Source organism: Streptomyces sp. NPDC005863 (assembly GCF_042871345.1).
GTDB lineage: Bacteria > Actinomycetota > Actinomycetes > Streptomycetales > Streptomycetaceae > Streptomyces.
In genome coordinates this window covers 437,318-456,787 of record NZ_JBIAII010000004.1, presented here as the reverse complement: position 1 = coordinate 456,787, position 19,470 = coordinate 437,318, and the positions used below count along the sequence as shown (strand labels likewise).

At 73.2% G+C, this 19,470-nt stretch carries 16 protein-coding genes; 14 read left to right on the top strand and 2 right to left on the bottom strand.

Going from position 1 to position 19,470, the window contains the following annotated elements:
- Positions 1 to 144: 144 nt before the first annotated feature.
- On the top strand, positions 145 to 1,749 hold the full coding sequence (locus ACFYO9_RS18380) for a sigma-70 family RNA polymerase sigma factor (RefSeq protein WP_388666407.1): 1,605 nt from the start codon (positions 145 to 147) through the stop codon (positions 1,747 to 1,749).
- Positions 1,750 to 1,770: 21 nt separating this feature from the next.
- Here ACFYO9_RS18380 and ACFYO9_RS18375 read toward each other — a convergent pair whose 3' ends face one another.
- On the bottom strand, positions 1,771 to 2,910 hold the full coding sequence (locus ACFYO9_RS18375; protein WP_358777035.1) for a hypothetical protein: 1,140 nt from the start codon (positions 2,908 to 2,910) through the stop codon (positions 1,771 to 1,773).
- A gap of 211 nt (positions 2,911 to 3,121) precedes the next feature.
- On the opposite strand from ACFYO9_RS18375, the gene ACFYO9_RS18370 reads away from it, so the two are divergent.
- On the top strand, positions 3,122 to 3,829 hold the full coding sequence (locus tag ACFYO9_RS18370) for an amino acid racemase (RefSeq protein ID WP_355807093.1): 708 nt from the start codon (positions 3,122 to 3,124) through the stop codon (positions 3,827 to 3,829).
- Positions 3,830 to 3,936: 107 nt separating this feature from the next.
- Positions 3,937 to 5,595, top strand: a complete 1,659-nt coding sequence (locus tag ACFYO9_RS18365; RefSeq protein ID WP_358777036.1) for a helix-turn-helix domain-containing protein — start codon at positions 3,937 to 3,939, stop codon at positions 5,593 to 5,595.
- A gap of 34 nt (positions 5,596 to 5,629) precedes the next feature.
- On the opposite strand, the gene ACFYO9_RS18360 is transcribed toward ACFYO9_RS18365, so the two are convergent.
- Entirely contained in the window at positions 5,630 to 6,217 is a 588-nt protein-coding gene (locus ACFYO9_RS18360; protein ID WP_358777037.1) for an isochorismatase family protein, read from the bottom strand.
- Between the two features lie 172 nt (positions 6,218 to 6,389).
- On the opposite strand from ACFYO9_RS18360, the gene ACFYO9_RS18355 reads away from it, so the two are divergent.
- The 11 genes from ACFYO9_RS18355 (at position 6,390) to menC (ending at position 19,429) form a co-directional block, all read left to right on the top strand.
- Entirely contained in the window at positions 6,390 to 7,715 is a 1,326-nt protein-coding gene (locus ACFYO9_RS18355) for a serine hydrolase domain-containing protein (RefSeq protein ID WP_358777038.1), read from the top strand.
- A gap of 25 nt (positions 7,716 to 7,740) precedes the next feature.
- Entirely contained in the window at positions 7,741 to 8,748 is a 1,008-nt protein-coding gene (locus tag ACFYO9_RS18350; RefSeq protein WP_358777039.1) for a serine hydrolase, read from the top strand.
- A complete protein-coding gene (locus ACFYO9_RS18345; RefSeq protein WP_358777040.1) occupies positions 8,745 to 9,671 on the top strand; it encodes a serine hydrolase in 927 nt (308 codons plus the stop codon). Before ACFYO9_RS18350 ends, ACFYO9_RS18345 begins: the two co-directional genes overlap by 4 nt.
- Positions 9,672 to 9,931: 260 nt before the next feature.
- Positions 9,932 to 11,506 carry an ABC transporter substrate-binding protein gene (locus tag ACFYO9_RS18340; protein WP_358777041.1) on the top strand — a complete coding sequence of 525 codons (1,575 nt, stop codon included), beginning with the start codon at positions 9,932 to 9,934 and terminating at the stop codon, positions 11,504 to 11,506.
- Complete coding sequence (locus ACFYO9_RS18335; protein ID WP_358777042.1) at positions 11,503 to 12,528, top strand: ABC transporter permease; 1,026 nt, start codon at positions 11,503 to 11,505, stop codon at positions 12,526 to 12,528. The genes ACFYO9_RS18340 and ACFYO9_RS18335 overlap by 4 nt, the downstream gene beginning before the upstream one ends.
- Positions 12,528 to 14,342 carry a dipeptide/oligopeptide/nickel ABC transporter permease/ATP-binding protein gene (locus tag ACFYO9_RS18330; RefSeq protein WP_358777043.1) on the top strand — a complete coding sequence of 605 codons (1,815 nt, stop codon included), beginning with the start codon at positions 12,528 to 12,530 and terminating at the stop codon, positions 14,340 to 14,342. The genes ACFYO9_RS18335 and ACFYO9_RS18330 overlap by 1 nt, the downstream gene beginning before the upstream one ends.
- Positions 14,339 to 15,034, top strand: coding sequence for an ATP-binding cassette domain-containing protein (locus ACFYO9_RS18325; RefSeq protein ID WP_358777044.1), 696 nt, complete (start codon positions 14,339 to 14,341; stop codon positions 15,032 to 15,034). Before ACFYO9_RS18330 ends, ACFYO9_RS18325 begins: the two co-directional genes overlap by 4 nt.
- Before the next feature lie 100 nt (positions 15,035 to 15,134).
- On the top strand, positions 15,135 to 16,169 hold the full coding sequence (locus tag ACFYO9_RS18320) for a membrane dipeptidase (protein WP_358777045.1): 1,035 nt from the start codon (positions 15,135 to 15,137) through the stop codon (positions 16,167 to 16,169).
- A 268-nt stretch (positions 16,170 to 16,437) separates the two neighbouring features.
- Entirely contained in the window at positions 16,438 to 17,520 is a 1,083-nt protein-coding gene (locus ACFYO9_RS18315; RefSeq protein WP_358777073.1) for a M20 family metallopeptidase, read from the top strand.
- Positions 17,517 to 18,320, top strand: a complete 804-nt coding sequence (locus ACFYO9_RS18310; protein ID WP_355807073.1) for a GNAT family N-acetyltransferase — start codon at positions 17,517 to 17,519, stop codon at positions 18,318 to 18,320. The genes ACFYO9_RS18315 and ACFYO9_RS18310 overlap by 4 nt, the downstream gene beginning before the upstream one ends.
- Positions 18,321 to 18,361: 41 nt before the next feature.
- Entirely contained in the window at positions 18,362 to 19,429 is a 1,068-nt protein-coding gene (gene menC / locus ACFYO9_RS18305; protein WP_358777074.1) for an o-succinylbenzoate synthase, read from the top strand.
- The last annotated feature ends 41 nt before the right edge of the window (positions 19,430 to 19,470 follow it).

The following is a 19,470-nucleotide window of genomic DNA, read 5'->3' as shown; positions in this document are numbered from 1 at the left end:
GAAGTCTCACCCTCACGTCGAGGGTGAGACCGCACTCGGTACGGTCGGCAGACCCTGCCCCGGACATTTCTGTTATCGAGGTGGGCGCAGCGCGTCTCCTCTGTGTCGGAGGAGAAGGCCCCCCACACAGAAAGTGGTCACAGCGTGAGCAGCGAACGCCACATCGCGATGATCAGAGCAGCGCAGGACGGGAACCAGCGGGCGCAGGACGCGCTGGTGGCGGAGTATCTGCCGCTGGTCTACAACATCGTCGGACGAGCCCTGAACGGGCATGCGGACGTGGACGACGTGGTGCAGGAGACCATGCTCCGCGTCCTCGGCGGCCTGGACGGGCTCCGCGATCCGGAGAACTTCCGCAGCTGGCTGGTCGCCATCACCATGAACCAGATACGCGGCCACTGGCGGGAGCGCACGTCGGGCGCGATACCCACCGGTGGCGGCCTCGCGGACGCGTACGACGTCGTCGACCCGGGCGCGGACTTCGTGGATCTCACCATCACCCGGCTCGGGCTCTCCGGGCAGCGCAGGGAGACGGCCGAGGCCACCCGCTGGCTGGACGAGGACGACCGGGCCCTGCTGTCGCTGTGGTGGCTGGAGTCCGCCGGTGAACTGACCCGCGCCGAGGTCGCCGAGGCGCTCGAACTGTCGCCCCAGCACGCGGCGGTGCGGGTGCAGCGCATGAAGGCGCAGCTGGAGACGGCGCGCGTCGTCGTCCGCGCGCTGTCCGCCAACCCGCCCTGCGGCGTGCTCCGGCAGATCACCGCCGGCTGGGACGGGGTGCCCTCGGCGCTGTGGCGCAAGCGGCTGGCCCGCCACGCCCGCGACTGCGCGGCCTGCGAGGGCCACTGGTCCAACCTGGTTCCCGCCGAGGGGCTGCTGGTCGGCCTGGGCCTGGTCCCGGTGGGTGCCGGGCTCGCCGGTCTGGTGGTGCCGCCGGACCTCGTCGAGGTCGGCTCGGCCGTCCCCGCGTCCGGTCACGCCGCCGACGCTCCGGTCGCCGCGCGCACGCAGGCCCGCCGCGACCGCGCCAGACGCAGGCGCCGTACGACGAGCGTGGCCGCCGCGGTCGTCGCGCTCGGCATCGGGGGCGCCGCGGTGCACCTGCTGACCGGACCCGACACGGACGACAGCGCCCCGTCGACGGCGGCGGCGCCCGCCTCCGACACCGTTCCCGCGGCCACGCCGTCGAAGAGCGCCTCCCCCAAGCACTCCGCGTCGCCCAGCTCCAAGCCCAAGCCCAAGCCGAGCAAGTCGAAGAAGAAGGCGAAGCCCTCCCCCAGCCGCTCGACGGCCGCGCCGCACAAACCGAAACCCAAGCCGAAGCCGTCGAAGCCCGACACGTCCGATCCCGCGCCCCCGAAGCCGGGCGGCCCCGCCGAGCAGGTCGTCGCGCTGGTCAACACCGAGCGTGCGAAGGCGGGTTGCGGCCCGGTCCGGTCCAACGCCAAGCTCGCCACGGCCGCCACCAACCACTCAAACGACATGGCGGCCCGCGACTACTTCGACCACACCAACCCGGACGGCAAGGGCCCCGGGGACCGCATCACCGCGGCCGGCTACCGCTGGAGCACGTACGGCGAGAACATCGCCCGCGGCCAGCAGACCCCCGCGTCGGTGATGGACTCGTGGATGAACAGCTCCGGCCACCGCGCCAACATCCTCAACTGCGACTTCAAGGAGATCGGCGTCGGCATCCACAACGGCTCCGGCGGCCCGTGGTGGACCCAGGCCTTCGGCACGGCCCTCTAGCGGCGCCCCGCCCCGCGCGGCTCAGCCGACGTGCTGGCTGTGGAACTGTTCCAGTCGCCGCTGGGCGAGCAGCAGGGTGCCGCGCTGCCGGCCGGGCACCTGCCGGCGCAGGGAGACCAGGGCGGGGCCGAGCGCGCGGACGGCCTCGGGGTCGCGTATGCGGTCCCACAGGTGGTGGGCGCGGTCCGCGGCGGCCTCCACCTCCGGGGAGTCGGGGGCCTGCCCGGCCGTGAGGCGGGCCGAGGCCACCGCGAGCCAGGTCTCGCAGCTGCGCGCCGGGTCGCCGGCGAACCGCGCCAGGTCCGCCCGTACCTCCAGCCAGTGGATGGCGTCCTTCGAGCCGGGCCCGTGCATGCGCAGCGCGCTCTGCTCCCAGGAGGCCGCCAGGGACGCCGCCTCGCCGTGCCGGCCCGCCTCGACGGCGGCGGTGATCGCCGCGTGCGGGTCCATGCCGCTGTCGGCCGGCAGCGGGCGCTGCGGCACGGGCGGGGCCGCCGGTGCCAAGGGCGCGGGCGTGACGAGCTGAGGTGCGCTCGGGTCGTGGACCGGCAGCAGGTCCTGGGCGCCCTCGTCGAGGCCCTGGGCCACGGCGTGCTGGTGGAGCTGCGGCAGGAGCGGGCGGTGGCCGCTGCGGAGGATCGTCGCGAGGGCCTTCATGTACGAGGGGGTCGCGGGCGTCCGGCGCCGGGCGGGCGGGGCGACGCGGCCGTACAGGACGACGCCGGGTCCGGCGTCGAGGGGATGTGCGGTGAGGGCTTGCCAGCTCTCCGCGTCGGAGTGCAGGTCGGCGAGGATGGTGGTGCTGCCGGCCGGGCGCAGCCGCAGCTCCTGCGTGATCCAGTGCCAGGGGAACCCGGTGTAGCGCACGGTCGCCGTGGTGGTCCTGGCGAGCGCGACGTGCAACTGCCGCTGGCGCCGGTCGAGATGGACCTGGCCGATGAGGTAGATCGTCAGGGGCCCCGGCGCCATGGCCGCCGCCCGGAGGCGGGTCAGGACCGTCTGCGGGTCCAGCGGGTCCGCGAGTTCCACGATGCTCGCGGTCGGCGTTCCGGACAGGGTCTCCGGGGGCACCGCCGCGAGGACGGGGAGCACGGAGGCCGCGTCCACCAGGCGCCCCCTGCCCACCGGGGCGGCCGCGATGAGCAGCACGGTTCCAGGCACGGGCCCCTCCTTCTCGATCAGCACGTCAGCACCGTATCCGCATCTTCGGCCCGACGCGCCCATCGGGCTCCACCCGGTCCCCGCCCCACGGGCCCGTTCCGGCGCCCGGTCCCAACTGCGGCCGGTGCTCTTGGAGTCGGCGACGATGTCGCGCGGCCGCGGATGGCGAAGGATCGGCGCACCCGCTCCTCGATACGGAAGGCCACGCCTCATGGCTGTGCGACGCACGCGTCCGATGCTGGGAATCCTCGGCGGCATGGGTCCGCTCGCCACGGCCGCCTTCTACCGGACGCTGGTCGAGCGCACCCCCGCCGACTCCGATCAGGGGCACCTGCCGGTGGTCGTCTGGGCCGACCCGTCGGTGCCGGACCGGAGCGCGGCGCTGCTCGGCGAGGGGCCCTCGCCCGTACCGGCGCTGGTGGAGGGCGCCCGCCGGCTGCGGGCGGCCGGGGCGACCTGCATCGCGATCCCCTGCAACACCGCGCACGCCTACGTCGAGCAGCTGACCAGGGTGACGGGGGTGGAGGTCGTCGACATGATCGAGGCGGCGCTGCGGCGGGCGGCGGACAGCTCGGCGGGCGTGGAGCGGGTGGGGGTGCTCGCCACGCGCGGCACCCGGGCGGCGGGCCTGTACGAGCAGGCCGGCGCGCGTCTCGGGCTCGGCGTGCTGCAGGTGTCCGACGCGGTGCAGCGCTCGCAGGTGGACCCGGCGATCCGCGCGGTCAAGGCGGGAGCGGCCACCGAGGACGCCGTCCACCGGATCGGCACGGCGGCGCGGGCCCTCCGCGATCAGGGCGCGCAGGTGGTTGTCGCCGCCTGTACGGAGATCCCGCTGGTCGCCGGCGCGGCGGCGCGGGTGCTGCCGCTGGTCGACTCGGCCGAGGCCCTCGCGGACCGTGTCCTGACACGGCTGTGGTGACCGCATCGGCCCGTATCGGCGGCATTCGTTTCCGGGGACGGGAATCGGTGCGTAATCTCGTACGTGCGTACGGACGAACGGGTCCGCACCGGTCCTAACCTGCGGAGATGATCAGGCACATGTCCACGCACCCCGCCCGCGGTCTGAGCCGGGTGCTCGAGGACCTCGGCCCCGGCCTCCTCGATCTGGTCCACGGCGACCCGGCGTCCGCGACGGAGCTCGGCGGCGTCGGCATCCACGATCCGCACGACGAGCAGTTCCATCCGGAGCGCGCCGTGGTGCTCGGCGTGGGGGTGCACGGAGCGGAGGAGACCTCGCTGCTGATGCGCCGGCTGTCCGGCGCGGGCGCGGCCGCTCTGGTCGTGCGCGGCCCCGTGGAGGGCGCGGAGCTCGAAGCCGTGGCCGCCGAGACGGGCATCGCCGTGCTGGCACTCGCGCGCGGCGCCTCGTGGGCCCAACTGGCCGCCATGCTGCGGATGTTGCTGTCCGAGGACGACGTGGGCGGGGCCGACCGGCAGACGTTGGGCGGGGTGCCGTCCGGGGACCTTTTCGCGCTGGCGAACGCCATCGCGACGCTGCTTGACGCGCCGATCACCATCGAGGACCGCCGGTCGCGCATCCTCGCCTTCTCCGGCCGCCAGGACGAGGCGGACGCGCCCCGGGTGGCGAGCATCCTGGCCCGCCGGGTGCCCGAGCGGTATCTGCGCGTCCACGAGGAGCACGGCGTCTTCAAGGAGCTGTACCGCAGCGAGCAGCCCGTGCACATCCCACCGCCGACCGTGGGCGACGAGGTCGCGCTGCCGCGCATGGCGATCGCCGTGCGGGCGGGGGACGAGATCCTCGGCTCGGTGTGGGCGACGCTGCGCAGGCCGCTCACCCCGGAGCGGGAGGAGGCCTTCCAGGAGGCGGCCAAACTGGTCGCCCTGCACATGCTGCGCTTTCGCGCGGGCGCCGACGCCGAGCACCGGCTCCGCGCCGACCTGGTGACGACGGCGCTGGAGGGCGGCTCCGGGGCGGTCGAGGCGCTGGGCCGCCTGGGGCTCGCCGACGGGCCCGTCCTCGTACTCGCCCTGGGACTCGAACCGGCGGCGGACGGCGACTACGCCCATCTCACCGCGGAGCGCCAGCGGCTGGCCAGTGCGCTCGCCGTGCATCTGACGGCGGTGCAGCCGCGGTCGGCGGTGGCGCTGCTGGGCGATGTGGCGTACGCGCTGTTCCCCGTGCCGGACGACTCGGCGGCCGCGCGGGAGCGGGCCGTGCAGGTGGCGGCGAACTTCCTGCAGCGCACCGGGGACCGGATGGGCGCGGTCGTCGGGATCGGCTCGGTGGCGCCCGAACCGGCGGCGCTCGCCCGTTCGCGGACCAACGCGGACCGGGCGCTGCGCGTGCTGTTCGCCGACCGGGGCACCCGGCGGGTCGCCGCCATCGGCGACGTGTACATCGACGCGCTGCTGATCGAGATGCGGGACCTGGCGATCGCCAACCGTGACGAACTGTCGGGCCCCATCGCCCGCCTGGTGGCCTACGACCGGCGGCACAACGCGCATCTGGTCGAGACGCTGCGGGCGTGGCTCGACGCGTTCGGCGACGTGATCTCCGCGTCGGCGAGCGTGTTCGTCCATCCCAACACCTTCCGCTACCGGATCCGCCGGGTCGCCGAGGTGGGCGAGATCGATCTGCGGGATCCGTCGGCACGGTTCGCCGCGATGCTGCAGCTGCGGTTGATGGGGCTGTACGACCAGGGTGGCGGGGCGGCGTCGGCGTGAGCGGTCCGCGTCGGCGCCCCGGTCGTACGCCCGGTCAGAGGCGGACGCCGGGCGGGACGGTCAGGTCGGCGTGGGTGTCGTGGAAGGTGTCGGCCTTCTGGATGGTGCGCACCCAGTCGTAGAAGATCTCCTTGGTGGAGAGGGTCTCGATGCCCCGGCCGGCCAGGCGCCGCAGTCCGCGTTCGTGGGCCGGTCCCGGCGCGTAGGTCGCGTCGTCGACGACGGCGACGCGCTTGCCCGCGTGGTGCAGCTGGATCGCCGAGTGGGCGACGCAGATGTCCGTCTCGATGCCGACGAGGACCGTGGTGGAGCGGCCGGTGGCGTCGAGGGCCGCGGCGATGTCGGGGTTGTCCCACACCGAGAAGGCGTTCTTCGGCAGCGTCACGGCCTCGGCCGGCAGCGCGTCGCGGATCTGCGGGACGGTGGCGCCGCTGACCTCGGGGGCTTCCTCGGTGACGACGACGGGGATGTCGAGCCGGTCGGCGACCGCGGTGAGCCAGGCGACGCGCCGCACCGTCTCGTCGAAGCGCGGGCGGTCCACGTCCAGCCGGTGCTGTGGGTAGAACTCGCTCTGCACATCGATGATCACCAGGGTGCAGTCGTCGCGGTCGATCAGGGTCACGGTCGGCTCCTCGCACGTTCGGGGACGCATCACCCTAGGGACGGTCACGGCCGGTGCAGTCGTCGCCGTGGCCAAGCCCGGGCCGTCTTCTTCGTGGCCGCCGACCAAGAACGCGACGGGTGGTCCGTGCCACGCTGGCGCTCCGCTCGCCGCACCCCTGGGGAGGACTTACGTGAAGGCCGACATCGACCACTGGAGGAGGCGCCTCGCGGCGCTGGCCGCCGACTCCGACGTGCCCGGCGCGAGCCTGGCGTTCCTCTCCGACGGTCGGGTCCACGCCTGCGCGACCGGGGTGCTCAACACCGCGACCGGCGCCCCGGCGCGCATCGATTCGCTGTTCCAGATCGGGTCGGTCACCAAGGTGTGGACGGCCACCCAGCTGATGCTCCTGGCCGAGCAGGGACGGGTCACCCTGGACACCCCGGTGGCCGACGTGCTGCCCGGCTTCAAGGTCGCCGACGGCGCGGCGAGTTCGCGCATCACCCTGCGCCACCTGCTCACCCATACGTCGGGCGTCGACGGGGACCTGTTCCTGGACACCGGGCGCGGCGACGACTGTCTGGAGCGGTATGTCGCGGCGTGTGCGGAGTTGGCGCAGACGTTTCCGGTCGGGGACTCCCACTCGTACTGCAACTCCGGTTTCGTGATCGCGGGACGGGTCGTCGAGCAGCTCACCGGCATGGTCTGGGACCGGGCGCTGCGCGAGCAGATCTGTGAGCCGCTCGGTCTGACCCACACCTGGACGCTGCCCGAGGACGTGCTGCGGTTCGGTGCGGCGATGGGGCACGTCGAACAGGGGGAGGTGGCACCGGCCTGGGGGCTGCCCCGGTCGGTCGGGCCCGCCGGTCTCGTGTGCGCGACCGCCAGCGACGTGGTCGCCTTCGGCCGCGCCCATCTGACGCCCGGCGCACTCCTCGCGGACCCGGCCGCGATGCGGCGGCCGCAGGTGGACCTTCCCAACCCCCATGACGGCGGGCGGCAGTGGGGCATCGGCTGGTGCCTGGACACCTGGGACGGCCGGGAGGTGGCCTCCCACACGGGGGACACCATCGGCCAGCACGCCGCGCTGTGGGTGCTGCCGGAGACCGGCACGGTCGTCGCGCTGCTGACCAACGGCGGGCGCAGCGCTGAGTTCCAGCACCGCCTGATCGGTGAACTCCTCGCCGAACTGGACGGGTTGGCGGTCCCGGAGCCGGTCGCCCCGCCCGCCCGGCCGGTCACGGTGGACACCGGGTCGTTCACCGGCGTCTACGAGCGGGCCGGCAGCCGGATCCACGTCGGCGCCCAGGGTGCCGGGCTGCGGATGCGCACGGAGCCCACCGGGATGCTCGTGGGCCTGGCACGCGCCCGGACCCTGGACCTGGTTCCGGTGGACGCGACGACCTTCGTCGGCCGGGACGAGGGCGACTCGATGTGGAACGCCGTGGTCTTCGAACTCCGCGCGGACGGCACCTCGTATCTGCACCACAGCGGTCGGGCCACGCCTCGTGTCGCCTGACCGCGTCACGAACGGAGAGCTTGCGATGACCTCTGCCTACCGTGCCGACGTCTCCCATACGGATGCCTCCCGTGCCGAGGAGTCGGCGGCCGGCGTCGTGCCCGACGCCCTCCGCGCCGTCTTCCACGAGGCGGGCGTGACCGGTTTCCTGCACGCCCAGGACCTCGACACGGGGCGGGGCGTCGGAGTTTGCCCTGACGCGCCGGTGATCGTCGCCTCGATCCGGAAGATCCCCGTCGCGGTGGCCTACGCCCGCCGGGCCGCCGCGGGCGAACTGGACCGCGCCGCACGGCACACGATCACTGCCGAGAATCGTGAGGGCGGCGGCATCGGCACCGACAGCTGTCTGCACGACGTCACGATGAGCACCCGCGACCTGGCGTTCTTCATGCTGTCCATGAGCGACAACGCGGCCACCGACAAGCTCATGGAGATCCTGGGCACGGACCACGTGCGCTCGGTGGCCGCGGAACTGGGCTGCCCGCGCATCCCGGTGGGCCGCTACCGCGAGTTGTGGGACCCGGTGTGGGAGGAGCTCGGGCTCGACGCGGACGGCGACATCGACGCGCAGCTCGACACGGTCGACGAGCAGCGGATCAGGAACCTCGCCCTGCTCGACCCGGCCCGCTCCGGGGCCAGTACGCCGCGTGAGATCACCTCGCTGCTGGCGGCGCTCTGGCAGGACCGGGCCGGTTCCGCCGAAGCGTGCGCGGAGGTACGCGAGCTGATGGCCCATCAGCTGTCCCAGCACCGGCTCGTCGCCGGGTTCGGCGATCACGGCGACTCCGTACGCGTCGCGGCCAAGAACGGCGCGCTGTGGGGTGTCCTCAACGAGGCCGCCGTCGTCGAGTACCCCGACGGGGGCCGCTACGCGGTGGCCGTCTTCCTGCGCACCCCGGACCTCGGCGGCCGCAACAGGGCCGCGGGCGACGCCATCGGCCGCGCCGCGCGCATCGCCGTGGACCACCTGCGCGCGGCCCGAACCGCCCGCGCTCCCCGTACCGCCATCTCACCCAAGGAGAGCACCAGTTGACGGAACACCAGTTGACGACCGACGACCCGAGAGACGGCCACGGGATCACCGCCACGCTCACCGAACTCTTCGACCGGGCAGGGGTGGTGGGCTCTCTCCACGTGCGCGACCTCGACTCGGGCGCCGAGTTCGGCCACGGCGCCGACCGGCGCGTCGTCCTCGCCTCCGTGTTCAAGATCCCCATCGCGCTGGAGTACGCGTGCCAGGTCGCCGCCGGGGAGCTGGACGCGGCGTCGCGCCACACGGTGACGGCCGCGTACCGGTCGGGTGGCAGCGCCACGGACGGCTGCCGCCACGATGTCGGGATGAGCGCCCGCGATCTGGCGTTCCTGATGATGACGATCAGCGACAACGCCGCCACCGACCTCCTGCTCGACGTTGTCGGACAGGGCCGGGTCCGCGCCACCCTGGACCGGCTCGGGCACGAGGACTTCGGGGTGTCCTCCTGCCGAGCCCTGGACGACGACATCCGGCGTGAACTGGGACTCGATCCGGGCCGCCCGCTCGACGACCAGCTGGCCGGCGTCTCCCCGGACCGCCTGATGGCCCTGGGCGTGAACGACCCGGACCGCTCCCCCGCCGCCACCCCGCGCGAGGTCACCGCGCTGCTCGCCGCCCTCTGGCACGACACGGCGGGACCGGCCGACGCCTGCGCACAGGTACGCGGCCTCATGCGCCAACAGGTGTGGCAGCACCGCCTGGCCTCCGGCTTCCCCGACGACGTACGGACGGCGGGCAAGACCGGCACGGACTTCGCCGTCCGCAACGAGGCGGGCGTCGTGGAGTACCCCGACGGCGGCCGGTACGCCGTAGGCGTCTTCCTCCGCACGTCGTCCCCGGCGACCCGCCAGCCCCTGGCCGACCGCACGATCGGCCTCGCGGCCCGCGCAGCGGTCGACCACGTGCGGGCGGGCGGCATCTGACGTATCCCGTCGCCCACCGCATGCCCCGGACCGCCACAACGGCGCCCCGGGGCGTGCGGCGTTTCCGGCGCCGTCCGCCAGGGGTGCGCCGCATGCGCGCCGCCATACCCGCCGCGCCCCCCGCACTGCCCGCTTCGGGCCCCGCACCACCCGCTTCGGACCCCGCACCAAACCCCTCGGCGCCTCTTTGTCTCCCCGTCTGAATCAATTCCGGCCAGGAATCGTCAGGGTGAGGCCACCTTCCGCCCCGAGGAGCCCCCATGAAGAGAGCCAAAGCGGTTGCCGCCTGTCTCGCGGTGTCGCTGTCGGCGGCCGGCTGCGGTGTCGGCCAGGCCGGATCGGCCGGCGGCGACACCTTCAGCTACGCCGTCAAGAGCGATCCCGGCCTGCTGGATCCCGCACTGGTGCAGAACACCACCACCTACACGGCGCTGTCGCTGGCCTACGACACCCTGGTGAACATCAACTCCGACGGGCGGGTGGTCTCCGGGCTCGCCGAGAAGTGGGACGTCCGGCCCTCGTCGGTCACCTTCACGCTGCGACCGGACGCCACCTGCGCCGACGGCAGCCGCGTGACGCCCCGCACGGTCGCCGCCAACGTCGCCCACCTGACCGCCCCGGCGACCAAGTCGCCCGCGCTCGGCGTGGTCGTGCCGCAGGGGCTGACCGCGAAGGCCGACGACGCGGCCCGGGCCGTCACGCTGTCGACGCCCGAGCCGTTCGCGTTCATCCTGCAGAGCACCCGCTACCTGTTCATCGTCTGCGGCGCCGGCCTGAAGGACCGCTCCCGGCTCGCGCGCGGCACCTCCGGCTCCGGCCCGTACCAACTGACGTCCGCGCGGCCGAACCAGAGCTACACCTTCGCCCGGCGCAAGGGTTACGCGTGGGGGCCGGGCGGCAAGGGCACCGCCGCGCACGCGCCGGCCGAGGTCGTCCTCCAGGTCGTCGGCAGCGAGCCCACGTCCGCGAACCTGCTGCTGTCCCACCAGCTCAACGGGGCGCAGTTCGGCGGCCCCGACCGGGCCAGGGTGACCGACGTGCCGGGCATCTCGACGGACGTCGCGGCCAACGGCACCCATGAGTTCTTCTTTCACCAGGGCAAGGGCCGTCCCGGTCACGATCCCGCGGTGCGCAAGGCGCTCCTGCGGGCGGTCGACCTCACCGATCTCGGCGCCATCGCGACCGGCGGCACCGGCCGCCGCCCCACCGGCCTGGTGATGCGGCCGCGCCCGTGCCCGCAGGACACGGTCTCCGGACGGCTGCCCCGCCACGACGTGCGGGCGGCAGAAGCCGCGCTGGACGCCGCCGGATGGCGCCGCTCCGGGGACGGGATCCGCCGCAAGGACGGCAGGAAGCTCACCCTCCGGATGATCTACGGAACGTCAGGCGGCGAGTCGCAGGCTGCCGCGGCCGAGTACCTGGCTCAGGCGTGGCACAAGGTCGGCGTCGAGGTGCGCCTGCGGGCGCTGTCCGATGCCGCCTACACGGAGGTCGAGACCGTCACCCAGGACTGGGACGTGGACTGGGCACCGCTCGGCGTCTCCCTCCCCACCCAGCTGACCGGCTCGCTCTCCGGTCCCTTCACTCCCGACGGCGGCAACTTCGCGCACCTGACGAATCGGCGGTACGAGGAGCTGACCGAGCGGGCGGACAAGCTGCCCGGCGCCAAGGGGTGCGCCCTGTGGGGCCGTTCGGAGAGCGCTCTGATCCGCGCCGGGGACCTCGTGCCCGTCGTCGACAAGACGCTCGCCACCGCGTCGCAGGGCGCGTCGTTCCGTATCACCGCCGGTCTCTTCGACGCGACGTCGATCCGGATGACGGGGGGCGAGAAATGACGGCGCGTCATGTCTGGGCAGGCGCACGGCATCTGGTGCGGCTCGCCGTGAGTCTCGGCGTACTGGTGATCGCCTCGTTCGCGATGATCCACCTGATTCCGGGCGATCCCCTGCGGCAGATGCTCGGCCCGACGGCGCCCAAGGAGCTCGTCAGCCAGCGGCGCGCGGCGCTCGGGCTCGATGATCCGCTGCCCGCCCAATTCCTCCATTACGTCGAGAAGTTGGCCCACGGTGACCTGGGGACCTCGTTCTTCTCCTCGCAGCCGGTCGGCGACATCATCGCCCAGGGCCTGCCCAACACCCTCTCCCTCGCCGTGCTCGCCACATTCGTCGCCCTGATCGTGGCGATCCCGCTCGGCATGTGGGGCGCGGTGCGCACCCACCGGGGGCGGCGGCCGGGCACGGAGGCCGCCTTCACCGCGCTGACCGGCGCCGCCGTCGCCATCCCCGAATACCTCTACGGGCTCGCCCTGTTGCTGGTCTTCTCGCTCGGCCTCGGTCTGCTGCCGCCCGCCGGACTGACCGGCCCGACGTCGTACCTGCTGCCCGCCGCCGCGCTCTCCCTCGCGCCCGCCGCGATGATCGCCCGGCTCGCCCGGGTGGAGACCCTGCGGGAGCTCGACACCGACTACATGCGACTGGCGCACGCCAAGCGGCTGCCGCCGCTGCGGCTCTACGGGCGGCATCTGCTGCCCAACACCCTGACCGCCACGCTGACCATGGGCGGTCTGCTGCTCGGCGGGCTGATCACCGGGAGCGTGCTGGTGGAGAACGTGTTCGCCTGGCCGGGTCTCGGACGGCGGACCGTCGAGGCGATCACGCAGAAGGACTACCCGGTCGCCCAGGCCATGATCCTCGTCTACGGCGCGCTCGTCCTGGTCGTCAACTTCGTCGTCGACCTCGTGCTCGGGCTGCTCGACCCCAAGTCCGGGCCGGGTTCGCGGACTTCGGCGCCCTCGCGGCCCCGGACCGCCCCGGTACCCCATAAGGCCCCGTCCCCCGTACCCCGCAAGGAGGGCTGATGCGCCGTCTCGTGAAACATCCCGTCGGTCTGGCGGCCGCCGCCCTGGTCGTCGCGATGCTCCTCCTCGCCGTCGTCGGGCCGCCGCTGTTCGGTGGCCGGGCCGACGCCATCCACCCGGACCGGATCAACCAAGGAGCGGGCGGCGCCCACTGGTCGGGGACCGACGCGCTCGGCCGTGACCTGCTCGCGCGCACGCTCGTCGCCACCCGCCTCACCCTCGGCCTGGCGTTCCTCGCCACACTGATCGGCACCTGCGGCGGAGTCCTCCTCGGGGCGCTGCCCTCGCTGCTGCCGCGCCGGGCCGGGCGTCTGGTCGTCGCCGCCGTCGATCTCCTCGTCGCCTTCCCCGCGCTGCTCCTCGCGATGTTCACCGCGGTCGTCACCGGCCTCGGCGCACGCGGCGCGGTCCTCGGCATCGGGGTGGCCCTGGCCCCGACGTTCGCCCGCCTCACCCACACCCTGACGGCGTCCGTCGCCGGCGCCGACTACATCGCCGCCGCCCGCATGCTCCAGGTCCCGCGCCGCCGCATCCTGACCCGACACATCCTGCCGAACATCGCCGAGCCGCTCATCCTCAACACCGCGCAGGCCATGGGCGGTGCGCTGCTTGGCCTCTCCGCGATGTCGTTCCTCGGCATGGGCGTGCAGGCGCCCTCGTACGACTGGGGACGGCTGCTCAACGAGGCGTTCGGGCACGTCTACGTCACCCCGGCCGTCGTCGTCGCGCCCGCGCTCGCCGTCGCCCTGGCCGGACTCGGCTTCATGCTGCTCGGCGACACCTTCGCCAAGGCCGCCGCCGGAGCCGCGGCGCCGGTGGGCAGACCGGCCCCCCCGGCCGTGCCGCCCGCCCGTGACACACCGGATCCGGATGCGGTCCTGGAGGTACGGGACTTGACCGTCGCCTTTCCCGGCGGGGTCACACCGGTGCGCGGGGTGTCGCTGACCGTGCGCGCCGGTGAAATCGTCGGTCTGGTGGGTGAGTCGGGCAGCGGGAAGAGCATGACGGCCGCCGCGATCGGGCAGATCGTCCCGTATCCCGGGCTCACGGCCAGTGCCCGTACCGCGCTGTGCGGCGTCGACCTGGATTCCCGTACACCTGCGGAGCGGCGCGCGCTGCTCGGCTCGTCGCTCGCCATGGTCTTCCAGGACCCGACGGCCGCCCTCAACCCGGCCCTGCGCATCGGCGGACAGCTCGCCGAGGTGGCCACGCTGCACGACGGGGCGACCGCGGCCGAGGCCCGTGCGCGGGCCGTGGAACGGCTCGGCCGGGTCCACATCAAGGAACCCGCCCAGGTGGTCCGCCAGTACCCGCACGAGCTGTCCGGCGGCATGCGCCAGCGAGCCGTCATCGCGATGGGCCTGATGGGCACCCCGCGGCTGATCATCGCCGACGAGCCGACCACCGCACTCGATGTGACCGTCCAGCGCGAGGTGCTGCGGGTACTGCGCGAGGTCGTCGACGACAGCCGGGCGGGAGCGCTGTTCATCTCCCACGACATCGCCGTCGTCAGCGAACTCTGCGACCGCGTCGCGGTGATGTACGCGGGCCGCGTCGTCGAGGAACTGCCCGCCGACGCCCTGCGCCGTGCCCGCCACCCGTACACCCGGGCGCTGATCGGCTCGCTGCCCGACATGGGCACCGACCGGACCCTGCCGCTGGCCACCATCCCCGGCCGCCAGCCGTCACCCGCCGACGTCGGCGACGGCTGTCCGTTCGCCGACCGCTGCTCCTCGGCCGGCGAGCGGTGTACGTCCCTGCCCCTGCTCACCGCCCGCGGCGCCGGGCACCAGGTCGCCTGCTGGGAGGCATGATGCGGATCAGTGAACTCACCGTCCGGTTCGGCTCGTTCACGGCCGTGGACGGCGTCAGCCTGGACGTTCCGGCGGGAACGGTCACCGGACTCGTCGGCGAGTCGGGGTCCGGCAAGTCGACGCTGGCCCGCGCGGTCGCCGGGCTCACGCCGTACGCCGGCCGGGTGTCCGGGGTGGCGCGGGGGCGGGTCCAGATGGTGTTCCAGGACCCCTACTCCTCGCTCAACCCCCGTATGCGCATCGGTGACGCCATCGCCGAGGGGGCGCGTGTCCCCCGCGGGCAACGGGCCGCCGAGGTGGCCAGGCTGCTCGAACTCGTCTCCCTGCCTGCCGCGTACGCACGCCGCCACCCCCGAGAGCTCTCCGGCGGTCAGCGTCAGCGCGTCGCCATCGCCCGCGCACTCGCGGCCGGTCCTGAGCTGCTCATCGCCGACGAGATCACCTCGGCGCTCGACGTCTCCGTCCAGGGCGCCGTCCTCAACCTCATCCGTGATCTCCGCGCGGAGCTGGGGTTGACGATGCTGTTCATCTCCCACAACCTCGCCGTCGTGCGCTACGTATGTGACTCCATCGCCGTCATGCGCCACGGCCATCTGCTGGAGACCGGCCCCGTCCAGGACGTACTGGGCGCGCCGCAGCACCCGTACACCCGCACCCTCCTCGACGCCGTGCCCAGCCTGGCGCACGGCTGAATTCCCATGCCTACTAAGGCCTTTGGCGCGCCACGACCTTCGACACACTCGTACGTCACCTCCGGCGCACCCGCGTGACCTCCGACGAAAGGCCCCCGTCATGCACCACGAACTGCACTCCCGTGCCGTCGTCGCCGACGCGCACAACGATCTCCTGATGGCCGTCGCCGCCCGGCCCCCGGCGCGCTGGGCGAGCTTCTTCCGCGAACGCTGGCTGCCCCAGCTGCGCGAGGGCGGCATCGACATCCAGGTGCTCCCCGTCTTCATCGACGACCAGTACCGTCCCGAGGGCGCGCTCCGGCAGACCCTGCGCATGATCGAGTGCGCCCACGTCCTGGCGGAGGGCAACGCCGACCACGTCGCCCTGTGCCGGAGCGGGGGCGAGATCGACGCCGCACTCGCCGCGGGCAGGATCGCCCTGGTGCTCGCGCTGGAGAGCGCGCCCGGAGTCGACGCGAACGTGGAGCTCTTCTCCACCCTCTTCCGGCTCGGCGTGCGGATCGCCTCCATAGCCCACTGGGGCCGCACCCCGCTCGCGGACGGCAGCCGCGAGGACGCCACCGGCAGCCGGCTCACCGCCCCCGGTGTCCGCGCGCTCCAGGAGATGGAGCGTCTCGGCATGCTGTTCGACGTCTCCCACCTCGGCGCGAGCGGCGTCGCGCACGTCCTGGAGATCGCCACCCGCCCGCTCCTCGCCACCCACTCGTGCGCCCGCGCGCTGCGCGACCACCACCGCAACCTCACCGACGAGCAGCTGCGCGGTGTGGCCGCCACGGGCGGGGTGATCTGCGTCAACTTCATCCCGGACTTCCTCACCGACACCCAGGAGAAGGTGAGCGTCGAGCGGATCGTCGACCACGTCCAGCACATCGCCTCCGTGGCGGGGATCGACCATGTCGGCATCGGCGCCGACTTCATCCAGGAGGTCATGGTCGACCTCACGCCGCCGTGCTGCGAGTCCCTCGACGACGAGGACCCGCTCTTCGACTTTCCCGGCCTGGAAGGCCCGGCCGGCATGCCGCTGGTCACGGCCGCGCTGCTCGACCGCGGGCTGGCGGAGGAGGACGTGGTGAAGGTGCTCGGCGGCAATCTGCGGCGGCTCCTGGGGACACATATGGGCTCGCCCACGGGCTGACGTCGCGGGCTGACGTCGCGGGCTGACGTCGCGGTCATGCGCTTGCGTGTGGCCATAGGGCCTGTACTCACAGGCCCAGCGCGCCCGCTCCCCCAGCCCCGCGCCGGCCCGCTTCGGTCCCCCGTACGAATCCGCGCCCGACGTTGTGTGCCGCGTACCAACTCCGATGTCGGCCGCGTCCTTAGCGTGGCGGTCATCCCACCGTCTGGAGGACTCACCCGTGCAGGCCGACCACGTTTCCCGTCCCGCGCCGCCGCCGCTCGGCGCCATGCTCGACGACCTCGAAGAACTCGTCACCTGCGAGTCCTACTCCGCCGACCACGAGGCCGTGGCCCACAGCGCCCGGGTCGTCGCGGAGCAGGGCGGCCGGCTGCTCGGCGCGCGGCCCCGGACGCTGGTGACCGGCGGCGTGACGCACCTGCAGTGGACCTTCGGCACCCCGAGCGTCCTGCTCCTCGGTCACCACGACACCGTCTGGCCCATGGGCACCCTCAAGACCCATCCGTTCTCGGTGCGCGACGGCATCGCGCGCGGGCCCGGCGTCTTCGACATGAAGGCGGGGCTTGTGCAGATGTTCCACGCGCTCTCCCTGCTGCCCTCCCTCGACGGCGTCTGTGTGCTCGTCACCGGTGACGAGGAGGTCGGCTCGGACACGTCCCGCGCGCTCATCGAGGACACGGCGCGCGCCTGCCGGGCGACCCTCGTCCTGGAGGCGTCGGCGGCCGGTGGCGCCCTCAAGACCGCCCGCAAGGGCGTCTCCCACTACGACCTCACGGTGCAGGGCCGCGCCGCCCACTCCGGCCTCGACCCCGAGAAGGGCGTCAACGCGGCCACCGAACTCGCCCGCCACCTGCTCGCCCTCCAGGACATCACCGACACGGTGACCACCCGCACCGGGCCGGGAACGACGATCACCCCGACGGTGATGTCGGCCGGCACGACCACCAACACCGTCCCGGCCCGCGCCGAACTGGCCCTCGACGTCCGGGTCCCCACCCCGGCGGCGCAGCAAGCGGTCGACGATCTCCTGCGGGGGCTCACGTCGCACCACCCCGAGGCCCGGCTGCGGGTCGACGGCGGGCCCAACCGTCCGCCGCTCGACCCGGAGGCCTCGCGCGAGCTGTTCGGGCTGGCCGACGAGGTGGCCGTCCGCTCGGGGCTCGGCCCCCTGCAACAGGCTGCCGTCGGCGGCGCGTCCGACGGCAACTACAGCGCGGGCGTCGGCTGCCCGACCCTCGACGGCCTCGGTGCCGTCGGGGACGGCGCCCACGCCGACCACGAGCACGTGGTGACCGAGGCCATGGCGCCGCGCGCCGGGCTCCTCGCCGGACTCGTGGGGGCGCTGCTGTGAGCCTCCTCGACATCCGGGCGCTGCACACCATGGCGGAGTTCGAGTCCGTCAGCCGTCTCTACGCCGGCATCTGGGGCACCGACCCGAGCACGGCGCCGGTCTCCGCCGAGGTGATGCGCGCGCTCGCCCACGCCGGGAACTACGTCGCCGGGGCGTACGAGGAGGGCCGGCTGACCGGCGCGTCCGTCGCCTTCTTCGGGGAGCCCGCGGGCACCACCCTGCACTCCCACATCACGGGTGCCGAGCAGGGGCGCGGCGTCGGCCTCGCCCTCAAACTGCACCAACGCCAATGGGCCCTGGAGCGCGGCCTGAAGCGCATCACGTGGACGTACGACCCGCTGATCCGGCGCAACGCCCACTTCAATCTGACCAAACTCGGGGCGCGACCCGAGGAGTACCTGGAGTCGTTCTACGGCGCCATGGACGACGCCATCAACGGCGGGGACGAGTCGGACCGGGTCCTCGCCGCATGGGACCTGTCGGCCCCGCTCCCGACCGCCGGAGCCGGCGGTGTCCCGCTGCCCGCCGGCGCCGCACACGCCGTACGCGACCGCGACGGATACCCCGAACTGGCCTACTCGGCAGCCGAGTTCGTGCTCGTCGACCTGCCGGACGACATCGAGGCACTGCGCCGTACCGACCCCTCGGCCGCCCGCGCCTGGCGGATCGCCGTCCGCACGACCCTCGGCGGACTGCTGGCCGACGGCGCCCGCGTCGTCGGCTTCCACGACCGGCGCAGCTATGTCGTCCAGCGCCTCCAGACCACCCCCGCACACCTGCCCACCGGGAGCGACCAGTGACCAAGACGAAGATCTCCGGCATCGAACTGCGCCGGATCGCGATGCCGCTCGTGGCACCGTTCCGTACGTCCTTCGGGGTCGAGACGAGCCGTGACGTCCTTCTCGTACGGGTCGTCACGCCCGACGGCGAGGGCTGGGCCGAGTGCGCCGCGATGTCGGAGCCGCGTTACTGCAGCGAGTACGTCGACGGGGCCCAGGACGTGCTGCGCAAGTTCCTCGTTCCCGCGCTGCCCAAAGAAGGCGTGGACGCCGCCGCGGTGGGACGGGCGCTGGCTCCGTTCACCGGCCACCACATGGCGAAGGCGGCCCTGGAGAGCGCGGTGCTCGACGCCCAACTGCGGCGTACCGGCGAGTCGTTCGGGTCGTATCTCGGGGCCTCGCGGGACCGTGTTCCGTGCGGGGTCTCGGTGGGCATCATGGACTCGGTCCCGCAGCTCCTCGACGCCGTCGAGCGCTATGTCGCCGAGGGCTATGTGCGGATCAAGCTGAAGATCGAGCCGGGCTGGGACGTCGAACCCGTCCGCGCGGTCCGTGAGCGCTTCGGGGACGATCTGCTGTTGCAGGTGGACGCCAACGCCGCGTACACGCTCGTGGACGCCCAACACCTCGCCAGGCTGGACGACTTCGGGCTGCTGCTCATCGAACAGCCGCTCGCCAACGACGACATGGTGCAGCATGCCCAGCTGGCCAAGCTCCTGCGCACGCCGATCTGTCTCGACGAGTCCATCGAGTCCGCCGCCCACGCGGCCGCGGCGATCTCCCTGGGCGCCTGTTCCATCATCAACGTCAAGCCGGCCCGGGTCGGCGGCTATCTGGAGGCCCGCCGCATCCACGACCTCGCCCGCGCGCACGGCGTTCCCGTGTGGTGCGGCGGCATGCTGGAGACCGGCATCGGGCGCGCCGCCAACGTGGCGCTGGCCGCGCTGCCCGGCTTCACCCTGCCCGGCGACACCTCCGGCTCGCACCGCTACTTCGCGACCGACATCACCGAGCCGTTCGTCCTCTCGGACGGGCACCTCGATGTGCCCACCGGCCCCGGACTCGGGACGGAACCCCTGCCGGACGTCCTCGACGAGGTGACCACCACGACCGAATGGATCGCTCTGTGAGGCATCTGTGAGGCATCTGTGAGGCAGGGGAACGCCCGTTG

Bases quoted from the DNA above. Each gene is read 5' to 3' on its own strand.
- ACFYO9_RS18370 (WP_355807093.1), top strand. From the start codon at position 3,122: ATGGCTGTGCGACGCACGCGTCCGATGCTGGGAATCCTCGGCGGCATG.
- ACFYO9_RS18365 (WP_358777036.1), top strand. From the start codon at position 3,937: ATGATCAGGCACATGTCCACGCACCCCGCCCGCGGTCTGAGCCGGGTG.
- ACFYO9_RS18350 (WP_358777039.1), top strand. From the start codon at position 7,741: ATGACCTCTGCCTACCGTGCCGACGTCTCCCATACGGATGCCTCCCGT.
- ACFYO9_RS18340 (WP_358777041.1), top strand. From the start codon at position 9,932: ATGAAGAGAGCCAAAGCGGTTGCCGCCTGTCTCGCGGTGTCGCTGTCG.
- ACFYO9_RS18335 (WP_358777042.1), top strand. From the start codon at position 11,503: ATGACGGCGCGTCATGTCTGGGCAGGCGCACGGCATCTGGTGCGGCTC.
- ACFYO9_RS18330 (WP_358777043.1), top strand. From the start codon at position 12,528: ATGCGCCGTCTCGTGAAACATCCCGTCGGTCTGGCGGCCGCCGCCCTG.
- ACFYO9_RS18325 (WP_358777044.1), top strand. From the start codon at position 14,339: ATGATGCGGATCAGTGAACTCACCGTCCGGTTCGGCTCGTTCACGGCC.
- ACFYO9_RS18320 (WP_358777045.1), top strand. From the start codon at position 15,135: ATGCACCACGAACTGCACTCCCGTGCCGTCGTCGCCGACGCGCACAAC.
- ACFYO9_RS18315 (WP_358777073.1), top strand. From the start codon at position 16,438: ATGCTCGACGACCTCGAAGAACTCGTCACCTGCGAGTCCTACTCCGCC.
- menC (WP_358777074.1), top strand. From the start codon at position 18,362: ATGCCGCTCGTGGCACCGTTCCGTACGTCCTTCGGGGTCGAGACGAGC.